The sequence below is a fragment of the Gluconacetobacter sp. genome (assembly GCF_047721585.1).
GTDB lineage: Bacteria > Pseudomonadota > Alphaproteobacteria > Acetobacterales > Acetobacteraceae > Gluconacetobacter > Gluconacetobacter dulcium.
This window is the reverse complement of the sequence record NZ_JBDNXE010000010.1, coordinates 40374-57341: the sequence shown is the minus strand read 5'-3', so window position 1 is coordinate 57341 and position 16968 is coordinate 40374. Positions and strand designations below refer to the sequence as shown.

Annotated in this window: 12 protein-coding genes and 1 pseudogene; 7 read left to right on the top strand and 6 right to left on the bottom strand. The window is 65.7% G+C overall.

All coding sequences use genetic code 11. The features are described from left to right. A pseudogene (locus tag ABF821_RS03895) lies at positions 1-601 on the top strand (hypothetical protein); the annotation flags it as partial. Positions 602-656: 55 nt separating this feature from the next. On the opposite strand, the gene ABF821_RS03890 reads toward ABF821_RS03895, so the two are convergent. Next, positions 657-3011 (bottom strand): TonB-dependent receptor, encoded by a 2355-nt coding sequence (locus ABF821_RS03890; protein WP_415529095.1) that lies wholly within the window; start codon positions 3009-3011, stop codon positions 657-659. A gap of 213 nt (positions 3012-3224) precedes the next feature. Continuing rightward, positions 3225-4172, bottom strand: coding sequence for an isocitrate lyase/PEP mutase family protein (locus ABF821_RS03885; protein WP_114728077.1), 948 nt, complete (start codon positions 4170-4172; stop codon positions 3225-3227). A 118-nt stretch (positions 4173-4290) separates the two neighbouring features. On the opposite strand from ABF821_RS03885, the gene ABF821_RS03880 reads away from it, so the two are divergent. From ABF821_RS03880 to ABF821_RS03870, 3 genes are read left to right on the top strand one after another with little or no spacing between them, the layout of a single operon-like run. Beyond that, the gene (locus tag ABF821_RS03880) at positions 4291-6948 is read left to right on the top strand and encodes an aconitate hydratase (protein WP_415529094.1); all 2658 of its coding nucleotides are present in this window, start codon (positions 4291-4293) and stop codon (positions 6946-6948) included. Further along, entirely contained in the window at positions 6938-8311 is a 1374-nt protein-coding gene (locus tag ABF821_RS03875; protein ID WP_415529093.1) for a dihydroorotase, read from the top strand. The genes ABF821_RS03880 and ABF821_RS03875 overlap by 11 nt, the downstream gene beginning before the upstream one ends. A gap of 22 nt (positions 8312-8333) precedes the next feature. Next, entirely contained in the window at positions 8334-9071 is a 738-nt protein-coding gene (locus ABF821_RS03870; protein ID WP_182974214.1) for a GntR family transcriptional regulator, read from the top strand. Here ABF821_RS03870 and ABF821_RS03865 read toward each other — a convergent pair. From ABF821_RS03865 to ABF821_RS03850, 4 genes are all read right to left on the bottom strand, one after another. Further along, entirely contained in the window at positions 8971-10356 is a 1386-nt protein-coding gene (locus tag ABF821_RS03865; RefSeq protein ID WP_415529092.1) for an APC family permease, read from the bottom strand. The two genes, ABF821_RS03870 and ABF821_RS03865, sit on opposite strands and share 101 nt — an antisense overlap. Further along, positions 10353-11195 (bottom strand): GntR family transcriptional regulator, encoded by an 843-nt coding sequence (locus ABF821_RS03860; protein WP_182974212.1) that lies wholly within the window; start codon positions 11193-11195, stop codon positions 10353-10355. The genes ABF821_RS03865 and ABF821_RS03860 overlap by 4 nt, the downstream gene beginning before the upstream one ends. A gap of 113 nt (positions 11196-11308) precedes the next feature. Continuing rightward, positions 11309-12064, bottom strand: coding sequence for a hypothetical protein (locus ABF821_RS03855; RefSeq protein WP_415529091.1), 756 nt, complete (start codon positions 12062-12064; stop codon positions 11309-11311). Next, positions 12054-13223: an FAD-dependent oxidoreductase gene (locus ABF821_RS03850; protein WP_415529090.1), complete on the bottom strand. Its 1170-nt coding sequence runs from the start codon at positions 13221-13223 to the stop codon at positions 12054-12056. Before ABF821_RS03850 ends, ABF821_RS03855 begins: the two co-directional genes overlap by 11 nt. Positions 13224-13367: 144 nt before the next feature. On the opposite strand from ABF821_RS03850, the gene ABF821_RS03845 reads away from it, so the two are divergent. From ABF821_RS03845 to ABF821_RS03835, 3 genes are read left to right on the top strand one after another with little or no spacing between them, the layout of a single operon-like run. Further along, a complete protein-coding gene (locus ABF821_RS03845) occupies positions 13368-14918 on the top strand; it encodes an aldehyde dehydrogenase (protein WP_183008515.1) in 1551 nt (516 codons plus the stop codon). Between the two features lie 36 nt (positions 14919-14954). Then, a complete protein-coding gene (locus ABF821_RS03840; RefSeq protein ID WP_415529089.1) occupies positions 14955-15677 on the top strand; it encodes an isochorismatase family protein in 723 nt (240 codons plus the stop codon). Next, positions 15677-16966, top strand: a complete 1290-nt coding sequence (locus ABF821_RS03835; RefSeq protein ID WP_415529088.1) for an aspartate aminotransferase family protein — start codon at positions 15677-15679, stop codon at positions 16964-16966. The genes ABF821_RS03840 and ABF821_RS03835 overlap by 1 nt, the downstream gene beginning before the upstream one ends. Positions 16967-16968: the final 2 nt, after the last annotated feature.

Sequence of the window (16968 nt, the reverse complement as noted above, 5' to 3'; positions counted from 1 at the left end):
CCCCGCCTGCACGCCTCCCGAGCCAGCCGCCGCCGACCTGCCGGACAGCCACCCCGGCCATCTGCCCCAGGCCGCCCGCGACTGGCAGGCCTTCTCGGCCGGCTCCGGCCACCCGGACGGCATCATCGGCCAGCCTCTGCACGGGCTGCGCGTGCCCATGCCCGGCCCCGTGGGTGAAACCAATCTATGGTCGCTGGAACCGCGCGGCAGCGTATTGTGCCTGACAGGCTCGGAAGCCGCCGCCCGCCGCGCCACCGGCATGGCGCTGGCTACCGGCAACAGCGTGGTGCTGCTGGCAGGCCCCGCCACAGCCTGGACCGCCGACCTGCCCGCCGCCCTGCGCCCGCACATCCGCACGGTGCCAGACATCGCTTCGCTGATCGCACTGGTCGACCCGGCACCGGCCACCATCCTCGCCGAACCCGACGCCCCCGGCCTGTCCGCGGCTCTGCGGGTTCTCGATGACGGCCCGGTGGTGACCTGCCATATCCTCACGCCGCAGGGCCCGCTACCTGAATGGCTGCTGGAAGAACGGCTGGTCAGCACCAACACCACCGCCGCAGGCGGCAACGCGTCGCTGATGACGCTGGACGCATCCTGACGACATGAATGCCCGCCCCGGGGTCTCCGGGGCGGGAGTCGCGCCCCGCAGGGTATCAGAACTCCGCGCGCACGGTTCCGAAAAACTGGCGCGGAGCACCGATCAGCATCGACTGGTAATCGCCGCTGATGGGGTTGCCCTGCTCACCCACAGTCGCGATGTAGCTCTTGTTCAACAGGTTGTAGACATTGAACTCCAGCGTGATGTGCTGAAGGATGCCATAGCCGCCGAACCGATAGCGCGCACCGAGATTCATGATAAAATTCGACGGCGCCCAGGCATCGTTCATGTAGCTGAGGTAACGGCGCGACATATAGGTCGCATCCAGATTGGCACTGGCATTGCCGTAGCGATAGACGAGCGACGATTTCCACATGAAGGACGGATAGTTCGGAACCTGCTTGCCCTTGATCCGCTGCAGCCCGTTCGAATCCGTGAAATTATTGTCGAAGGTCGAGCGGTTCCAACTGACGCTGTTATACCACGACAACCCCTGCAGAAACCGATTATTGACGAACGGATGCAGTGTCACGCTGGCCTCGACACCATCAGTGGTCACACCACCAACATTGTTGAGGGCGCCGACCAGCTGGATGATCGGTCCGGAACTGACAACCTGCTGCCGGTTCTGGAAATTGACGCGATAGCCGGTCAACAATGCCGACAGATACCGGTCGTCATGACGATAGCCGATTTCATAAACATTCGACTCTTCGGGCTTCAGCTTCATCGATTGCTGAAAGACTGCCGGATCGCCGACCGACCAGGCCGATGCCGAAGCCCCCCCGCTCAATCCGAACTGATTGAATGCACGCATGTTGCGCGCAAAATCGAAAAACAGCTCGTCGTTATGGGTAAAGCGCCAGTTCGCGCTCACCTGGGGCAGGAACGGGCTATATGCCGTCTTGGTTCCCGAAGGCAGCGTGTCGTATCCGGTATAGGACGGATCGTTGCCCGTGATCCCGTCATGGGTGGTGACAAGCATCGACTTGAACCCCGCATTCACATGCAGGTTCGACGTGATGTCGTACGTATCCTGGAAATAGGTCTGGAACGTATTGGTGTTGAACACATACCCATAGGCATGGTCAAAGGAATCACGCGGGTTGAGCCATGTGGTCGGGTCGGGCGGCAATCCCTGCCCCAGCAGAGGGTCCTGATACAGATGCAGGTCGTTTCTGAACTGATTGTTCTCATACCAGATGCCCGCACTCAGGTGATTATGGGCGATGTGGTATTTCGCCGAGGTCAGAAAACCGACACGCTGTACATCCAGCGAATATCCCTGAAGCTGAAGCGGCGCACCGTTCGGTGATGAACCGTAGGGCGACGTAAACGTACTCAGCCCCGGATCGTAATCGCCATAGACCGAAGCCTGAACGCTCAACCGGCTGGTAATATCCGACCTGAAGGTCAGATAGCCGAAATAATCCTTTCGTATCCCCGATGATTCGTAATAGCTGACATCCTTCGGGTCATTGGTCAGATTTTCGCCATGGGTATATGTCCCCTGCGCCGCGAGATAGGCCGCCTTGTAATTCGGATAGTAATTATCGACCCGCGTGCCCAGCGTATGGATATAGTTCAGCGACAGGTCCTGATTGTCCACTTCCTGACGATTGGCCCAGTTGAAATAAGCCGTCAGCGAACTGCGCGTCCCGATCGGCTGGACGAGCTTGAAATTGACCTGCTGATATTTGTTCGCCCCGTAGCCTTTCCATTTGTCGATCGTGGAATCGGCGAACGATGCGGAAAATTTGGTACCGGTCGCATTGAGAACACCGCTGTCCACGCGGGCGAAGGTTCGAAAAGCCGAATTGCTGCCGAATGTCTGCTCGACAAGCCCGCCCGCCTTGTCCGATGGATCGAGCGTATGAAAGCTGATCGCAGCCCCCAGCCCGCTGGTCGACGCCACGTCGACCGACCCCGCACCCTGCGAGATCGAAGCGTCATGCAGGTTTTCGGTCAGGACGGCGCGGGTCGAACTCAATCCGTTATAGGTATTATAGCCCTGTTCGCCGAGCGGTATGCCGTCGAGCGTGAAACCCAGTTGGTTTTCACTGAACCCGCGGGAATAGATCCTGGCCGACCATTCATAAGCCCCCATCGGATCGGCGGAGGTAAAGACGACCCCCGGCAATTGGCCGAGGATCTTAAGCGGACTGGTGCCCGGCACATAATTCGCGATCATCGTGCGCGTCGCCGCCTGAAGCTGGCGGGTGGAACCACGCCCGTTGGCGACGACGTTGAGCGTCTCGGGCACCACCGCAGCCCTTGCGACACGGCCCGCCGGCGTCGCGCTGGCCTTCGCAGCAGAAACCACCGACGGACGTGCGGCCTTGTGCGGGAGGGCTGGCGGGGCCGCATGGGGCGCTATCTGCGACTGGGCCCGGGCCTGGGCAGACGCCATCAAGGCGATGCCCGATGCCGAAAGCATGAGAAACCGGGTTAGACGTGAGGCCTGCGAATGCAAAGAGGTCATGGGGCACCAACCTTCAACGGACAACGCTATCTTCTGTATATTGTCATACCTATAATACTTTAGCGCCGGATATCCTTGCGTCAACGCACCAATCCGATTCCGGAATATAAATTTTTGATCCTGGATCGGAAAAAAATGAAATTACGATTCGTTTTCCGCTCCATACCGTTCTTCAAGGGCATCCGTCGTCAGCAGCGAACGTTCCAGCGCCTGCATCGCAGGAAACCCCATCAGCGACCAGATCTCGTCTATCCCGACCAGCAGATCCGGCCGTTCGACCGTCTCGCCCGTTTCGATAGACGCTTTCATGGCGGCAAGCGCCGAGCGCATACCCATGATCGCCGCCGCGGGCAACATGCGCGGCAGGCTGATCCGGCGCACCCCCAGTTCCTTCAGTCGTCGCGGCGAAATCAGCGGCGTCGTGGGCCGCGCACGGATACCGAAACCCATGTTGATCGATACCGGCACCCCGGCCGCCTCGACAATGCGCGCAATCACCTCCTCAGAGCCTACGGCATCGGGAAAGATCATGTCCGCACCAGCCGCGACATAGGCCCGCACCCGCTCAAGCGTGGCTTCCAGCCCTTCGACGGCCAGCGCATCGGTACGGGCGATAACGACGAAATCGTCATCGCGACGAGCCATGCACGCAGCCTCGATCTTCTTGACCATCTCCGCCCGGCCGACCAGCGCCTTGCCCGGCATGTGGCCGCACCGCTTCGGGCTCGCCTGGTCCTCGATATTCATGCCCGCCAGGCCGGCCTCCTCGAACATGCGGGTCGTGTGCCAGACATTCATCGGATTGCCATAGCCATTATCCGCGTCGGCCGTCACGGGAATCGACACGGCACGCGCGATGGTGCGGCATTGCGCGACGTTTTCCGCCAACCCCATCAGGCCGACGTCCTCGATGCCCAGCACAGCATTCGCGATCGCCGCGCCACTGGTCGCGGCGCAGGAAAACCCCGCCGCCTCAGCCAGCCGCACGCTGTAACCATCATAGACCCCGGGCGCGACAAGGAACGCACCGGACGAGATCAACTCCCGCAGGCGCGCGGCGGCAGAGGGAAGAGCCGTGGAACGGGTCATCGGAGTCCTTCATGTCAAATGTCCGTAGCCGGAATAAGTCAGCACCCCGCCAAACTGTCAACACTTATACCAAATGAATGACTTGATTCAGGATGATATCTTAAAATAGTGTCGACACATGCAGCGCTCATATTGGACCGACACCCCACCCAGCCAGGTCGACCTGGCGGTCATCACCGCCCGGCTCGGCACGACGCCCAATGCGCTTCCATTCTGTGCCCGCATCCTGCTGGAAAATGTCGCCCGCCAGGCCCTGCGGGTCGAAGGCGACCACCTGTCGGACACGACCCTGGCCGATCTCCAGGCGATCGTCCGCCGCACCCCCGCCGATCGCGGCCGCGGCGTGGCGCTCGCCGTCTCCCGCGTGATCCTTCCCGATTCCAGCGGCGTGCCGGTCCTGCAGAATCTGGCCGGCATGCGCGACATCGCGGCTGCGCGTGGCGGCGACGCACGGGCGGTCTCGCCATGCGTCCCGCTCGATCTGATCGTCGATCATTCCCTGCAGGTCGATGTCAGCGGTACACCCGATGCGCTGATCCGTAACCTTGCCCGCGAATACGAGCGCAATACCGAACGCTACGCCTTTCTCAAATGGGCGCAGCAGGCCATGCCGGGGCTGACGCTTCACCCGCCGGGCAGCGGCATCATTCATCAGATCAATCTGGAACGCCTTGCCCGGATCATGGTGGCCTCCCCCACGCCACGCGGTACGATCGTCCATCCGGAGTTCGTCCTGGGCGGCGATTCCCATACCCCGATGGTCAACGCACTGGGTGTACTGGGCTGGGGCGTAGGCGGACTGGATATCGAAGCCGCCCTGCTCGGCCAGCCCTATGTCGTGCCGGTCCCCGAAATCGTGGGCGCGTTGCTCGACGGCATCCCGCCCCCCGGCGTGATGACGACCGACCTCGCATTCCTGGTGACCGAGACGCTGCGCCGCGCCAACGTCACCGGCGCCTTCGTCGAGTTCTTCGGCCCCGCCATACGCCACCTGCGGCTGGAAGAACGCGCCACCCTCGCCAACATGGCACCCGAATACGGCGCAACCTGCGGCTTCTTCGCCGTCGACGAGGAAACCTGCCGCTACATGGCCGCAACACGCGGCGCAGCAACGGATCTGGAAACATGGACCCGGCGCGGCGGCCTCTTCCGGCCTCTGGCTCTCCCCCCTCCCGATCCCATCTATGATCGGGTCATCCGGATCGACCTGTCGACACTGGGCCTGTCCGTCGCAGGTCCACGCCGGCCGGAACAGCGCCTGCCCCTCGCAGACGCCGCACGCTCCTTCCGCACGCTGCAGAACGAGGAAGACGGCACCCTTCGCCAGGCGGACGGCATCGCCGACGGCGCAGTCGCCATCGCGGCCATCGCCTCCTGCACCAATACCGCCAATCCCTCTGTCATGCTGGCAGCCGGTCTGGTCGCCGCCAAAGCCGTCGCACGCGGCATGCGCGTGCCCCCGTGGGTCAAGACGTCCATGACCCCCGGTTCGCCCTCGGTGAAAACACTGCTGGAACGCACCGGCCTGCTCGCTTCGCTGGAGGCACTGGGTTTCGCGATTGCCGGCTACGGCTGCACCACCTGCGGTGGCAAATCGGGGCCATTGCTGCCAGTGATGGAACAGGCGATCGAACGGCATGGCGTACGGGCCGTCGCCGTGCTGTCGGGCAACCGGAATTTCGAGGGCCGCATCCACCGCCTGCTGCCGGCAAACTACCTCGCCTCGCCTCCCCTGGTGGTCCTCTTCGCCCTGGCGGGACGCGTGAATCTCGATCTGGAATCGGACCCTGTCGGCCACGATTCCACCGGCGCGCCTATCCATCTGCGCGACCTCTGGCCCACGTCAGAGGAATTGTCCGCGGCCCTCGGCGACAATGCGGGCCGAGGCGGCCCTGGTGAAGCGCCCGAGGAAAGCCGACGCCTCTGGCGCACCCTCGCGGCACCGGGCGGCGATACCTATCCCTGGCGGCCGGACTCCGCCTATCTCTGCCGCCCCCGCCTCGGCGCCCAGAATGGCGCAGACTGGTCGCTGGACGATATCGACGGCGCAAGGGTGCTGGCGGCATTCGGCGATTCCCTGACAACCGACCACATCTCGCCCAGTGGCGAAATTCCGCCAGACAGTCCGGCCGGACGCTACCTCTCCGGCCTGGGCATCGCACGTCCAGCGTTCAACACCTACGTCGCCCGCCGCGGCAACCCGGAGGTGATGACACGCGCGACCTTCGCCAATATCCGTATCCGCAATGCGCTGGCCGGCGACGGCAGGGGGTGGGAAACACCCGGCCCCGACGGCACGCGCCAGACCATCCATGACGCTGCCATGGCATGGCGCGCCCGCGACGTGCCCCTGATCGTGCTGGGCGGCCATCGTTACGGCACCGGCAGCAGCCGCGACTGGGCGGCCCGCGGCACGGCCATGCTGGGCGTACGAATCGTGATCGCCCGCGATTTCGAGCGGATTCACCGCGCCAACCTGGTCGGGATGGGCGTCCTTCCCCTGCTGTTCGCGGACGGCGAAAGCTGGCCGGAACTCGGGCTGAGCGGCCGCGAGACCTTCTCCTTTCACGGGTTGCGGGCCGGCATCGCCGATGGCGCCCCAATCACCGTCGAAGCCGCGGGAGACACCGGCATCCGCCGTTTCGTCACCCATGCGGCATTGCTGACGAACAGCGAACGCGCCCTCCTGCGGCAGGGCGGCATACACGAGGCCCTGCTGGCGGCGGTTGCCCCGGACCTGCGGCCGCAACACGGAGCAGATGACCATGAAGGCTGACCTCTTGCTCAAGGACGGGCTGATCGTCTGGCCCGACCTCGGAACGGGCCGGGGCTCCGTCGCGGTCCGCGACGGAAAGATCGCCGCCATCCTCGCCCAGGGCGAAGACCTTCCCGCCCACCGGGTGATTCCCTGCCACGGCGCCTGGATCATGCCGGGACTGATCGACCCGCACACCCATTTCGGCTTTGGAGCAGGCGACGACGATTTCCGCACGGAATCCCGCTCGGCGGCGCTGGGTGGCGTCACGTCCTATCTCAGTTTCCACCGCTCAGCCGACCTCGCGGATTCCACCCCCCGCTGGATCGCTGCCGGCGAACGGCTTTCCTGTCTCGATTTCGGCTGCCATTTCGGCCTGACCAGCCTGCGCCACGTCGCCCAGTTGCCCGAGGTCATGGAGCGTTTCGGCGTCAATTCAGCGAAACTCTACCTGATGTACAAAGGCGCTTCCGGCGCCGCGAAAGGCTTTACCGAAATCGACGACGGACTGCTGTTCGCGGCAATGCGCCAACTGGCATCCCTGCCCGGCTCGGTGCTGGGTGTGCATTGCGAGAATGTCGAGGTCATTCCCGGCCTGCGCACCCCGCTGCGCGAAGCCGGCCGCGACGATCTGGCGGCCTGGGACGAACAGAGCCCCGATTTCCTCGAAGCCGAGAACGTGTTCCGCGTCGGCTATTTCAGCGAAAAGACACGCTGCCGGGTCAACATCGTACACCTGTCGGCCGGCGAGGGGCTCGATATCGTCCAGATGCTGCGCGGTCGCAGGCATCCCGCCCCGATCGAGGTCGAGACCTGCGCCCACTACCTGTCCCTGTCGACCGACAGCACCGCCGGCCTGCTGGGCAAGGTCAATCCCCCGCTGCGCGGCCGGCGCGATGTCGACGCCTTGTGGAACGGCATTGCAAAAAGGCAGATTCTCACCGTCGGTTCCGATCACGTCCCACGCAAGCGCGCGACCAAAGGCCCCGACATATGGCAGGCATCGGCGGGCTTTCCCGGCATCGCGACCCTGCTGCCGGTGCTGATCACCGAAGGATGGCACCGGCGCGGCATCCCGCCCGAACGCCTGGCGGCCGTCACATCGGCAAACGTCGCGGCCCTGTATCGCATTCCCGGCAAAGGCTCCATGCGGGTCGGCGACGACGCCGACCTGGTGGTCGTCGATCCCGATTGCGAAAGGGTGGTGCAGGCGGCGACGCTGGAATCGCATTCCGACTATTCGCCGTACGAGGGGATGACATTGCGTGGCTGGCCGTCCCTGACAGTTGCCGGAGGCCGCGTCATGATGGAAAACGGCACCCTGACGGACGAAGCGGAGACACGTCGCGGCCGCTATCTCCACCGTACGTCCGGCGCGGGGTGACAACAGGATCAAGGAGAATGCCATGGACGGTCAGGAGGAAGACGACAGCGCCCGCTCGCTGGGCGAAGCGCTGTTTCGTGACATCCTGGCCCTGATCCATTCGGGCGGGATCGCCCCCGGCGCCACGCTGGGCGAAGCGACCCTGGCCCGTCAGTTCGGCGTCAGCCGCGGCCCGGTGCGCGAGGCGATACGCCGCCTGCAGGGCATCGGCCTGGTCACCCGCGAGCCTTTCGCCCGCGCACGCGTGGCGTTGCTGGACAGGGCAGCGGTAGACGACCTGTTCGATATGCGCGTCGCACTGGAAGGCCGCGCCTGCGCCCTGGCCGCCACCCGCATGGACGAGTCCGCAATCACCAGCCTGCTGGCCGCGCTCGAACAGGCGCGCCGCCGCGACCTGGGCGATCCCGACATCCCCCCCGACGATTTCGACTTTCACCTCCAGTTGATCGAGCATGCGCGCAGCCCGCGCATCTCGGCGGTCCTGGGCGGCGATCTCTATCCGCTGCTCCGGCTCTATCGCCGCTGGTCCGGCGCCCGGCCGGAACGCAAGAGCGTCGCATACCAGGAGCATTGGCAGATCCTGCGCGCCATCCGCTCGCGCGACGCCGACCTGGCCCGCTCGCTGATGGAGCAGCATATCGAAAAGGCGCGCGCCAACCTCATGACCGCGCTGGACGCATCGCCCACCATCCGACCAGCGCCAGCAGCACACTCGCCAGCGGTACCAACCGCTCCGATCCTTCCTGCAGACCAAGCGTAACCCCGATCACCGCCAGGGTCGCGACCGTGCCGATCGCCGCGCAGAAACGCATCTCGCCGCCTCCCCCCGGTCGCCGCCCCATCACGAATCCGCCGATGCAGGTCGCACACCAGGCGATCAGCAGGTTCAGACTGGCGAATGTGCCGATCCAGATGAACCACCCCATATAGGATTCCTGTCCCGGTACCGGCCCCGTCACAATGCGGATCACGGCCACCAGCGCCGCCGTTCCACCCAGCAGGGCCAGATTGGGCATCACCGGCACCCCGCGCCCGTTGCTGGTGCGGGCAAAGGCGGCCGGCAGCACCCCGTCGCGCGCCAGGCACAGCAAGCCGCGCGCGATGGCGATGCTGCCGGCTGTAATCATCGCCAGTACGTCGGCAAGGGTCATCGTCATCAGAATGCCCTCGATCGCCGGCCCGCCGTATCGCGGGTCCGCCGCCAGGGCCAGCAGCGGCATCTCCTGTCCGCCCAGGCGCCCCGCGTCGGCACCGAATCCGGCCAGGGCCGCAAAGGCCGTCAGCAGGTAGAAGGCCGCATTGACCCAGATCGTCAGGATCATGGCGCGCGGAATGGCCCGCGTCGGGTTGCGACATTCCTCGGCCAGACTCGCCGCCCCCTCGAAACCGCCATACATGAAAAAGGCGAAGCTCAACCCCATCATGACACCGGCCAGCCCGTGCCCCTGCGCCGACGGCAGCAGCCCCGCCTGCGCCACCGCCGGAAGATGCGGCGACTGCACCAGAACCCAGGCGGAGAACAGCCCGACGGCACCGATCGACACGACGCTGATGGCAAGCTGCAGATGCACCGCCATCGTGATGCCGCGGGAAACCGACAGCGCCACCAGTGCCAGCCCACCCAGCGCCCCCAGCCACCATGGCAGCACATGGCCGGTCAGATGGTCGGCCATCGTGGCCGCCAGCCCCCCGAACGTCAGCGTACCGTTGACGAAGGCCGCAATCGCACAGGCATAGAACAGCAGCCCGAACACGGTGCCCGCCCGACGCCCGAGAGAAAGCTTGAGGTAATCGTACAACGATCCCGGCGTGCGGACCTGCCGCGCGAACCCCGCAAAGACACGGGCAACGGCCATCAGCAGAAACGCGGCGATCAGAATGCACAGCGGCACCGCCCCGCCCGCGCCGAAGCCCGAAGCCCCCACCGTCACCAGCGGCACGAAGACGATCGCCGAATAGATCGGCCCGACGCCCGAGGCAGCCTGGGCCACCACGTCGGCCAGGCCGAGTTCGCCGCGCAGGCGGCCGGAAGGCGCGGCGGTCATTCCGTTCCCGCCGCGGGCGGGGCCAGGTCGCGCACGCTCAGATGCAGGGCATGCTCGCCCTGCCGCAGGCTTTCCGCCGAATAGGAAAGGAAATATTCGTACCGATCCGGGCGGTACACCACCATCAGCCGCTCCACGACACGCCCGGCGGCATCCCGCGCGATTCGCAGCATGGACAGCAGCGGCGTGCCGATATCCACCCCCAGCGCCTCGGCCGCCGTTTCATCGGCCGCGCAGGCGTTGAGGTGCTCGTCGAAATCGTGCAGTTCCACGCCCGCGGCTTCCAGCGCGGCGGAAACCGGCAGCGTCCCCAATTGCCGGCGCGGCAGGAACCGGGCGAACTCCGCGGGCAGCAGACAGACGGAATGCGATATCGCGGAGCGCGTGTCCGAGCGCACGCGCTCGATCCGCAGCAACGGCGCATCGACCGGCACGCCCAGTTGTTCAGCCATGACCGGCGACGCATCGACGGTTTCATAACCGACGATCCGCACCTGGGTCTTGAAGGCCAGCGACACCTGATTGCGCCGTACGGCAGTCGACTGCATGGCCGCCCGGATAGGGGCCGCCAGCGGAAAGGTCCCGCGCCCACGCAGGCGGCGGATCAGCCCCTCGCTTTCCAGCCGCTTCATCGCCGTGCGCAGCGTAATGCGCGACACGCCGAAGACCTCGGACAGTTCCGCCTCCGTCGGCATGGGCTCATCCGGCTGGAAACTGCCCTCCATGAGCTTGCGATACAGCACGACGTAGACACGATGATGCAGGGGAATCAGCGATTGTTGCGACAGGGGCTCGATATCGCGCAGGGCGGTCTGGATGGTCGGTTTCTTGGCAGCCATGAAAATTCTGGGAACTCGCGTCGGTTTGCCCCGCAATGAAGCACGGAACGACACGCGTGATCCATCCATCCTCCACGCCCACCGCCCCTCCGGGGGCAGGATGGCGGCCGCGGTCACGCCACCTCCGGCAGAACGGCCTCCAGCACCGGCGCGGACACGCGCACGCCGGCCGCCCGGCGCAGCCACCACGCGCAGGCGATGTTCGACGACAGGACCGGCACGCTCCCCGCCTGCCGCGCCGCCAGAATCGCCGGCAACGTCAGCAGGCCGGTCCCGCTGATGACGACCGCCTGCGCCTCGTCCGAAATGCCATCCAGCCCGCGCTGAACGTCCGCCGTACCCATCTCGTAGGCACGGAACGTTTCCGACAGGCTCACCACCTGCACCACGTCATGGCCGGCCGCCTCCCAATAGGCCACGGCCTGCGCCGTCAATGCCTTCTGGTAAGGCGAGACCAGGGCCAGCCGCCGCACGCCCAGCGCCCCCAGCAGGCAACCGATGGCGTGACTGGCCGTCGCCACCTTCATCGCCTCCGTCCCCAGACGCTCCGACAATGCCCGGTCCCCGTCCGGCAGCAGGCGATAGCTCGGCCCGGTCAGCCCCACCACCGCCGCATTCAGCGACAGCCCCGCCATCTGTCCCAGGGTCGGGCCATACAAGTCGATATAGCGCGCGTTACGCTCGTCCAGCGTGGTATCCGGCATCACCGGAAAGCGCGCGGCGTACAGCTTGCCGGCCGGCAGCAGAAGGCGCGCCAGTTCGGGCTCGACCGTCGGATTGGACGGCGGCACGAGAACACCCAGCCGCGGCATCCCCTCCAGATCGGTCAGCCCCGCGCGCTGCGCGGCAGCCAGTGTCTCAGATCGCATCGATATCCTCCCGGTCGATCATGTCGAGCATCGAGGTCTCGACGAGGAATGCCCGCGCCTCCCGCGGGTCGGCCGCGATCGCGCGCACGCGCTCGGCCCAGTGCGACAGGTCCCCCACGCTGCGGTCGGTCCGTTCCGCCAGCAGCGTGCTGCCTACCCTGTGCCGCCGTTCGGCTGCCGCCAGAACCGGCGCCACGTCGCCGCTCTCCAGCGCACGCAGGACCGCATTGGCAATCACGCACCCGTCATGCATGCCGCAATTCATGTTCATCCCGCCGCGGGTATTCGTCACATGGGCCGCATCCCCGATCAGGACGGCACGACCCACCGCATAGCGCGAGGCAATGCGCCGCGATGCGCGATACAGGTCCCAGCCATCGACCGGCGGCGCCGCGATGGCCGCCGGCAGCACATCGCGCAGCACGGCTTCGACCCAGGCCCGATCACGCCGCGTCTCATCCAGCGCCGCGTCCGACGGACGCAGGATGACGCGCCAGCAATCATGCATTTCAAGCAGGCTGATCGAACGATTGCCGTCGAACAGATAGGTCACGCCGTCCAGACCAGGAATGAAATCGGCCATCGGCGCACGGGTGATCACACGCAGCACTTCGCCGGGATAGACCTTGCCATCGAAACCGATGCCCATCTGCTCGCGCAGGGCGCTGCCCGCCCCGTTGGCCACCAGCACGAAATCCGCCTCCAGCGCCTGCTCGCGGCCATCATGCCAGAACCGCACGCAAGCGGCGCCATCCGCGCTCTCGACCGACAGCACGTCGGCACCGAACAGCAGGCGCACATGGGGCAGCCTCTCCAGCGCATCCAGCGCCGCCCGCGCGATTTCAGCCTGTTCGACATGCACGCGATACGGATGCTCGGTCAGGTCGGCAAGCATCTCGAACGGAAAGCGCGCGAACGGCCCCGCGACCGTACGGTACTGGGCGGCCCGCACCACGCGCGTCCGCCCGCGCACCGGTTCGAGCAACCCCAGCCGGTCAAGGATATCAAGGGTCGGCGGATGGAATGTCGACGCCTTGGACGCGACATTGATCGTCTCCCGCTTTTCGAGAACGCAGACCGAAACGCCCGCGCGGGCCAGACGCAGCGCCGTGACGAGACCCACCGGTCCCGCGCCGCAGATGATGACCTTACCGTTCATCGAGCGGTGTTTCCTGTCATGGCGTCTCTTTTCATGCTCCATGGGTGCCGCAACCGAAACGATGTCGCTTGCGGTTCATGACTTAATGTCATACACATAATACATATGAAGTCAAACACCCCGAACGGAGCAGGAAAAACCAGCATGAGCGCGCTGCTTGTCGATGTCACTCCGACCGATTCCCGTCTGGCGCCCACCCCTCGCGCCGAGGATGGGTGCTTCGTCTACCGCCAGTATATCGACGGCGCGTTCGTCGATTCCGACGGCGAGGGCTGGATCGATTCCGACAATCCGGTCACGGGCACCGTCTGGGCACGCGTGCCCGACGGCACCGCATCGGATGTCGACCGCGCGGTCCGCGCGGCCACGGCCGCCTTCACCACCGGCCCCTGGGCCACCATGCGGCCGACCGCGCGCGGCGCCCTGCTGCGCCGGCTGGGCGACCTGATCGAACAGAACGCCGACTGGCTGGCCAGGGTCGAACTCCAGGACAACGGCAAGCTGATTGCCGAACTCTCCATGCAGATGCGCTACATGGCGCAATATTACTATTATTACGGCGGACTGGCGGACAAGGTCGGCGGCTCCGTGATTCCATCAGACAAGCCCGGCATCTTCAATTTCACGACATACGCACCCTGCGGCGTGGTCGCCTGCATCATGCCATGGAATTCGCCCCTGCCGCTGACCAGCCTCAAGCTGGCGCCGGCCCTGGCGGCGGGCGCGACGGTGGTCCTCAAGCCGTCCGAATTCACGTCGGCCTCGCTGCTGGAATTCGTCAAGCTTGTGGAACTGGCGGGCTTTCCGCCGGGCGTGGTCAATGTGGTCACCGGTCGCGGCGCCGTGACGGGCGACGCCCTGGTCTGCCATCCCGGCATCCAGCGCATCGCCGTCACCGGCGGTCCGGAAGCCGGCCGCATCATCGCCGAGAAGGCGGCACGGCACATGAAGCGCGTGACGCTCGAACTGGGCGGCAAATCTCCCAATATCGTCTTCGCCGACGCGGATATGGACCAGGCGGTCAAGGGGGCGGTTGCGGGCATTTTCGCCGCCTCCGGCCAGACCTGCGTGGCAGGCTCGCGCCTGCTGCTGCAGGACAGTATCCACGATGCGTTTCTGGCACGCCTGGTCGATTTCATCCGCGATGTCCGTTTCGGCTCCCCCGCCGACCCGGCGACCCAGATCGCGCCCATCTCCACCCGGCCGCAGTTCGAGAAAATCCGTTCCTATGTCGCCATCGCGCAGCAGGACGGCGCGCGCCTGGTCGCCGGCGGCAAACCCCGCGCGGTTCCCGACTTCCCCAACGGACTGTTCTTCGAACCCACGATCTTTGCCGACGTAACCAACGACATGCGCATCGCGCGTGAGGAAGTCTTCGGCCCCGTCCTCAGCGTTCTGCGCTTTCGCGACGAGGAAGATGCAATTCGAATCGCGAACGATACCGAATTCGGCCTGGCGGCCGGTGTGTGGACCGAATCCCTGCGACGCGGCCTCCTGATGTCCGAACGATTGCGGGCGGGAACGGTGTGGGTGAACAATTACCGTTCCACCAGCACCACCTCGCCCTTCGGCGGCTTCGGCATGAGCGGCGTCGGACGCGAGGGCGGCATCGCAGGCATGATGGAATATCTCGAAACCAAGAGCGTGTGGATCTCCACCACCGCCGAAATCCCCAATCCTTTCGTGCGGCGCTGACGCGGCACGCATCGCAACGATCACGGAGTACCCGCCATGGATGAAAGACCACGCCTCTGGGACCGGTTCCTGACGGAACGGGACCGCCAGGTCTATGCCGCCTCGGGTTACGGCAAACGCGGGGGCTTCGGTTCCCGCCCAGCCCTGTTCATCATCGACGTGCAGTATAATTTCTGCGGCGATGGGCCGGAGGACATCCTGGACGGACTCAGGACCTATCGCACCCATTGCGGGCCGGAAGCGTGGGCGGCGGTGGCGCACATCGAACGCCTCCTGCTGCTGGCGCGCGAGAAGAACCTGCCGATCTTCTATACCGAAAGCGCGCGCCGCGCCGACCTGCGCGATTCCGGGGTCCAGGTCGGCAAGAATCATCGCGGGCACGAAAAAACGGTCATCGAGGGCACCCATGCCACGCGCGTCGTCGCCCCGCTGGCTCCCCGCCCCCAGGATTATCTGATCGGCAAGCGCAAGCCGTCCTGCTTCTTCGGCACGCTGTTCATGAGCCAGCTCAATTTCCTCGACGTCGATACGCTGATCCTGACCGGCTGCACGACATCGGGATGCCTGCGCGCCACGGCTGTCGATGCCTATTCCTACAATTTCAAGACCATCATCCCCGAAGAAACCGCCTTCGACCGGTTCGAGGCCAGCCACGCGATCAACCTGTTCGACCTCAACTGCAAATATGCCGACGTCATCCCCACCGATGACGTCGCCGCTTACCTCAGCGCCTGCCCCGCGCGGGCGGAGACCCCCTGATGCCCGCCCCCGACTACACCCGTTCGCGCGCCTATCGCGCGGCCGCATGCACGCACCTGCCCTTCGGCGTCTCCTCGACCCCGCGCGGACGGCAGACCCCGGTACCGGTCGTCATCGAGGACGCACAGGGCGTTCACCTGACCGACCTGGACGGCAACCGTTATATCGACTTCACCCTCGGCTACGGCCCGCTCCTGCTGGGTCATACCCCCGATTGCGTGCTGGCGGCGGTCTCGCGGGAAATGGCCCGTGGTCTGCGCACGGCCACCGTCCATCGGGGCGAGGCCGCGCTGGCGGACCTGCTGGCGGACTGCGTGCCCACGGCCGAACAGACGGCCTTCGTCACGACGGGCACCGAGGCCGTACAACTCGCCCTGCGCATCGCCCGTGCCGCCACCGGTCGGCTCAAGATCGCGAAATTCCGCGCCAACTATCACGGCTGGATCGACAACCTGCACATCGCCGGCGCACCGGACAATGACGGCCCCAGCACCATCGGCCAGGACCCGGCGGCCTCGGCGGACGTGGTGCTGTTCGATTGGGGCGACGCCGCACAGATGGCGTCGCTCGACAGCAGTTTCGCCGCCGTGATCCTGGAACCGGCGGCCATCAATCCCGGCTGCTTCGCCCCGCCGCCGGGCTTTCTCGAAGCCGTGCGGATCGCCACGCGCGAACACGGCATCGTCCTGATCTTCGACGAGGTGATCACCGGTTTCCGCCTCGGACTCGGCGGCGCGCAGCAACGCTACGGCGTCCTGCCGGACCTGACGGTGCTGGGCAAGGTGCTGGGCGGCGGACTGCCGATCGGCGCGGTGGCGGGACGGCGCGACATCATGCACGACGTCGCAAGCGGGCGCCTGCTGCATCGCGGCACCTTCAACGGCAATCCGCTGTCCCTGGCCGCGGGCTTCGCGGCCGTGTCCCACCTTCGCATCCACGCCGAAACACTCTATCCGCGGCTGGATGCCATGGCCGCCGATCTGTGCGCCCACGTCAACACGCAGGCCGCACGGACGGGCATCCCAGCCTGCGCCCAGGCTGTCGGCTCCGCCGTGCAACTCTTTGTCGGAACGAAGGGGCTGACCTGTATCGGCGACCTGACCCAGGTGGACCGGGCGGCAACCGGCCGCCTGACCGACGCCCTGCTCCAACGCGGCATCTACACCCTGCCGCGCGGCCTGATGTATCTGGGCACGCCGCACGACGACGCCGACATGGCCACGACCCGACAAGCCCTGTCGGAAGCCCTGGAAACCCTGCGGACCCCGCCCACCCGGCAGGGTCCGTGACC

Coding starts and splice junctions, on each gene's coding strand:
- ABF821_RS03835 (WP_415529088.1), top strand. CDS start 15,677: ATGCCCGCCCCCGACTACACCCGTTCGCGCGCCTATCGCGCGGCCGCA.
- ABF821_RS03885 (WP_114728077.1), bottom strand. CDS start 4,172: ATGACCCGTTCCACGGCTCTTCCCTCTGCCGCCGCGCGCCTGCGGGAG.
- ABF821_RS03880 (WP_415529094.1), top strand. CDS start 4,291: ATGCAGCGCTCATATTGGACCGACACCCCACCCAGCCAGGTCGACCTG.
- ABF821_RS03870 (WP_182974214.1), top strand. CDS start 8,334: ATGGACGGTCAGGAGGAAGACGACAGCGCCCGCTCGCTGGGCGAAGCG.
- ABF821_RS03865 (WP_415529092.1), bottom strand. CDS start 10,356: ATGACCGCCGCGCCTTCCGGCCGCCTGCGCGGCGAACTCGGCCTGGCC.
- ABF821_RS03850 (WP_415529090.1), bottom strand. CDS start 13,223: ATGAACGGTAAGGTCATCATCTGCGGCGCGGGACCGGTGGGTCTCGTC.
- ABF821_RS03875 (WP_415529093.1), top strand. CDS start 6,938: ATGAAGGCTGACCTCTTGCTCAAGGACGGGCTGATCGTCTGGCCCGAC.
- ABF821_RS03840 (WP_415529089.1), top strand. CDS start 14,955: ATGGATGAAAGACCACGCCTCTGGGACCGGTTCCTGACGGAACGGGAC.
- ABF821_RS03860 (WP_182974212.1), bottom strand. CDS start 11,195: ATGGCTGCCAAGAAACCGACCATCCAGACCGCCCTGCGCGATATCGAG.
- ABF821_RS03845 (WP_183008515.1), top strand. CDS start 13,368: ATGAGCGCGCTGCTTGTCGATGTCACTCCGACCGATTCCCGTCTGGCG.
- ABF821_RS03890 (WP_415529095.1), bottom strand. CDS start 3,011: ATGGCGTCTGCCCAGGCCCGGGCCCAGTCGCAGATAGCGCCCCATGCG.
- ABF821_RS03855 (WP_415529091.1), bottom strand. CDS start 12,064: ATGCGATCTGAGACACTGGCTGCCGCGCAGCGCGCGGGGCTGACCGAT.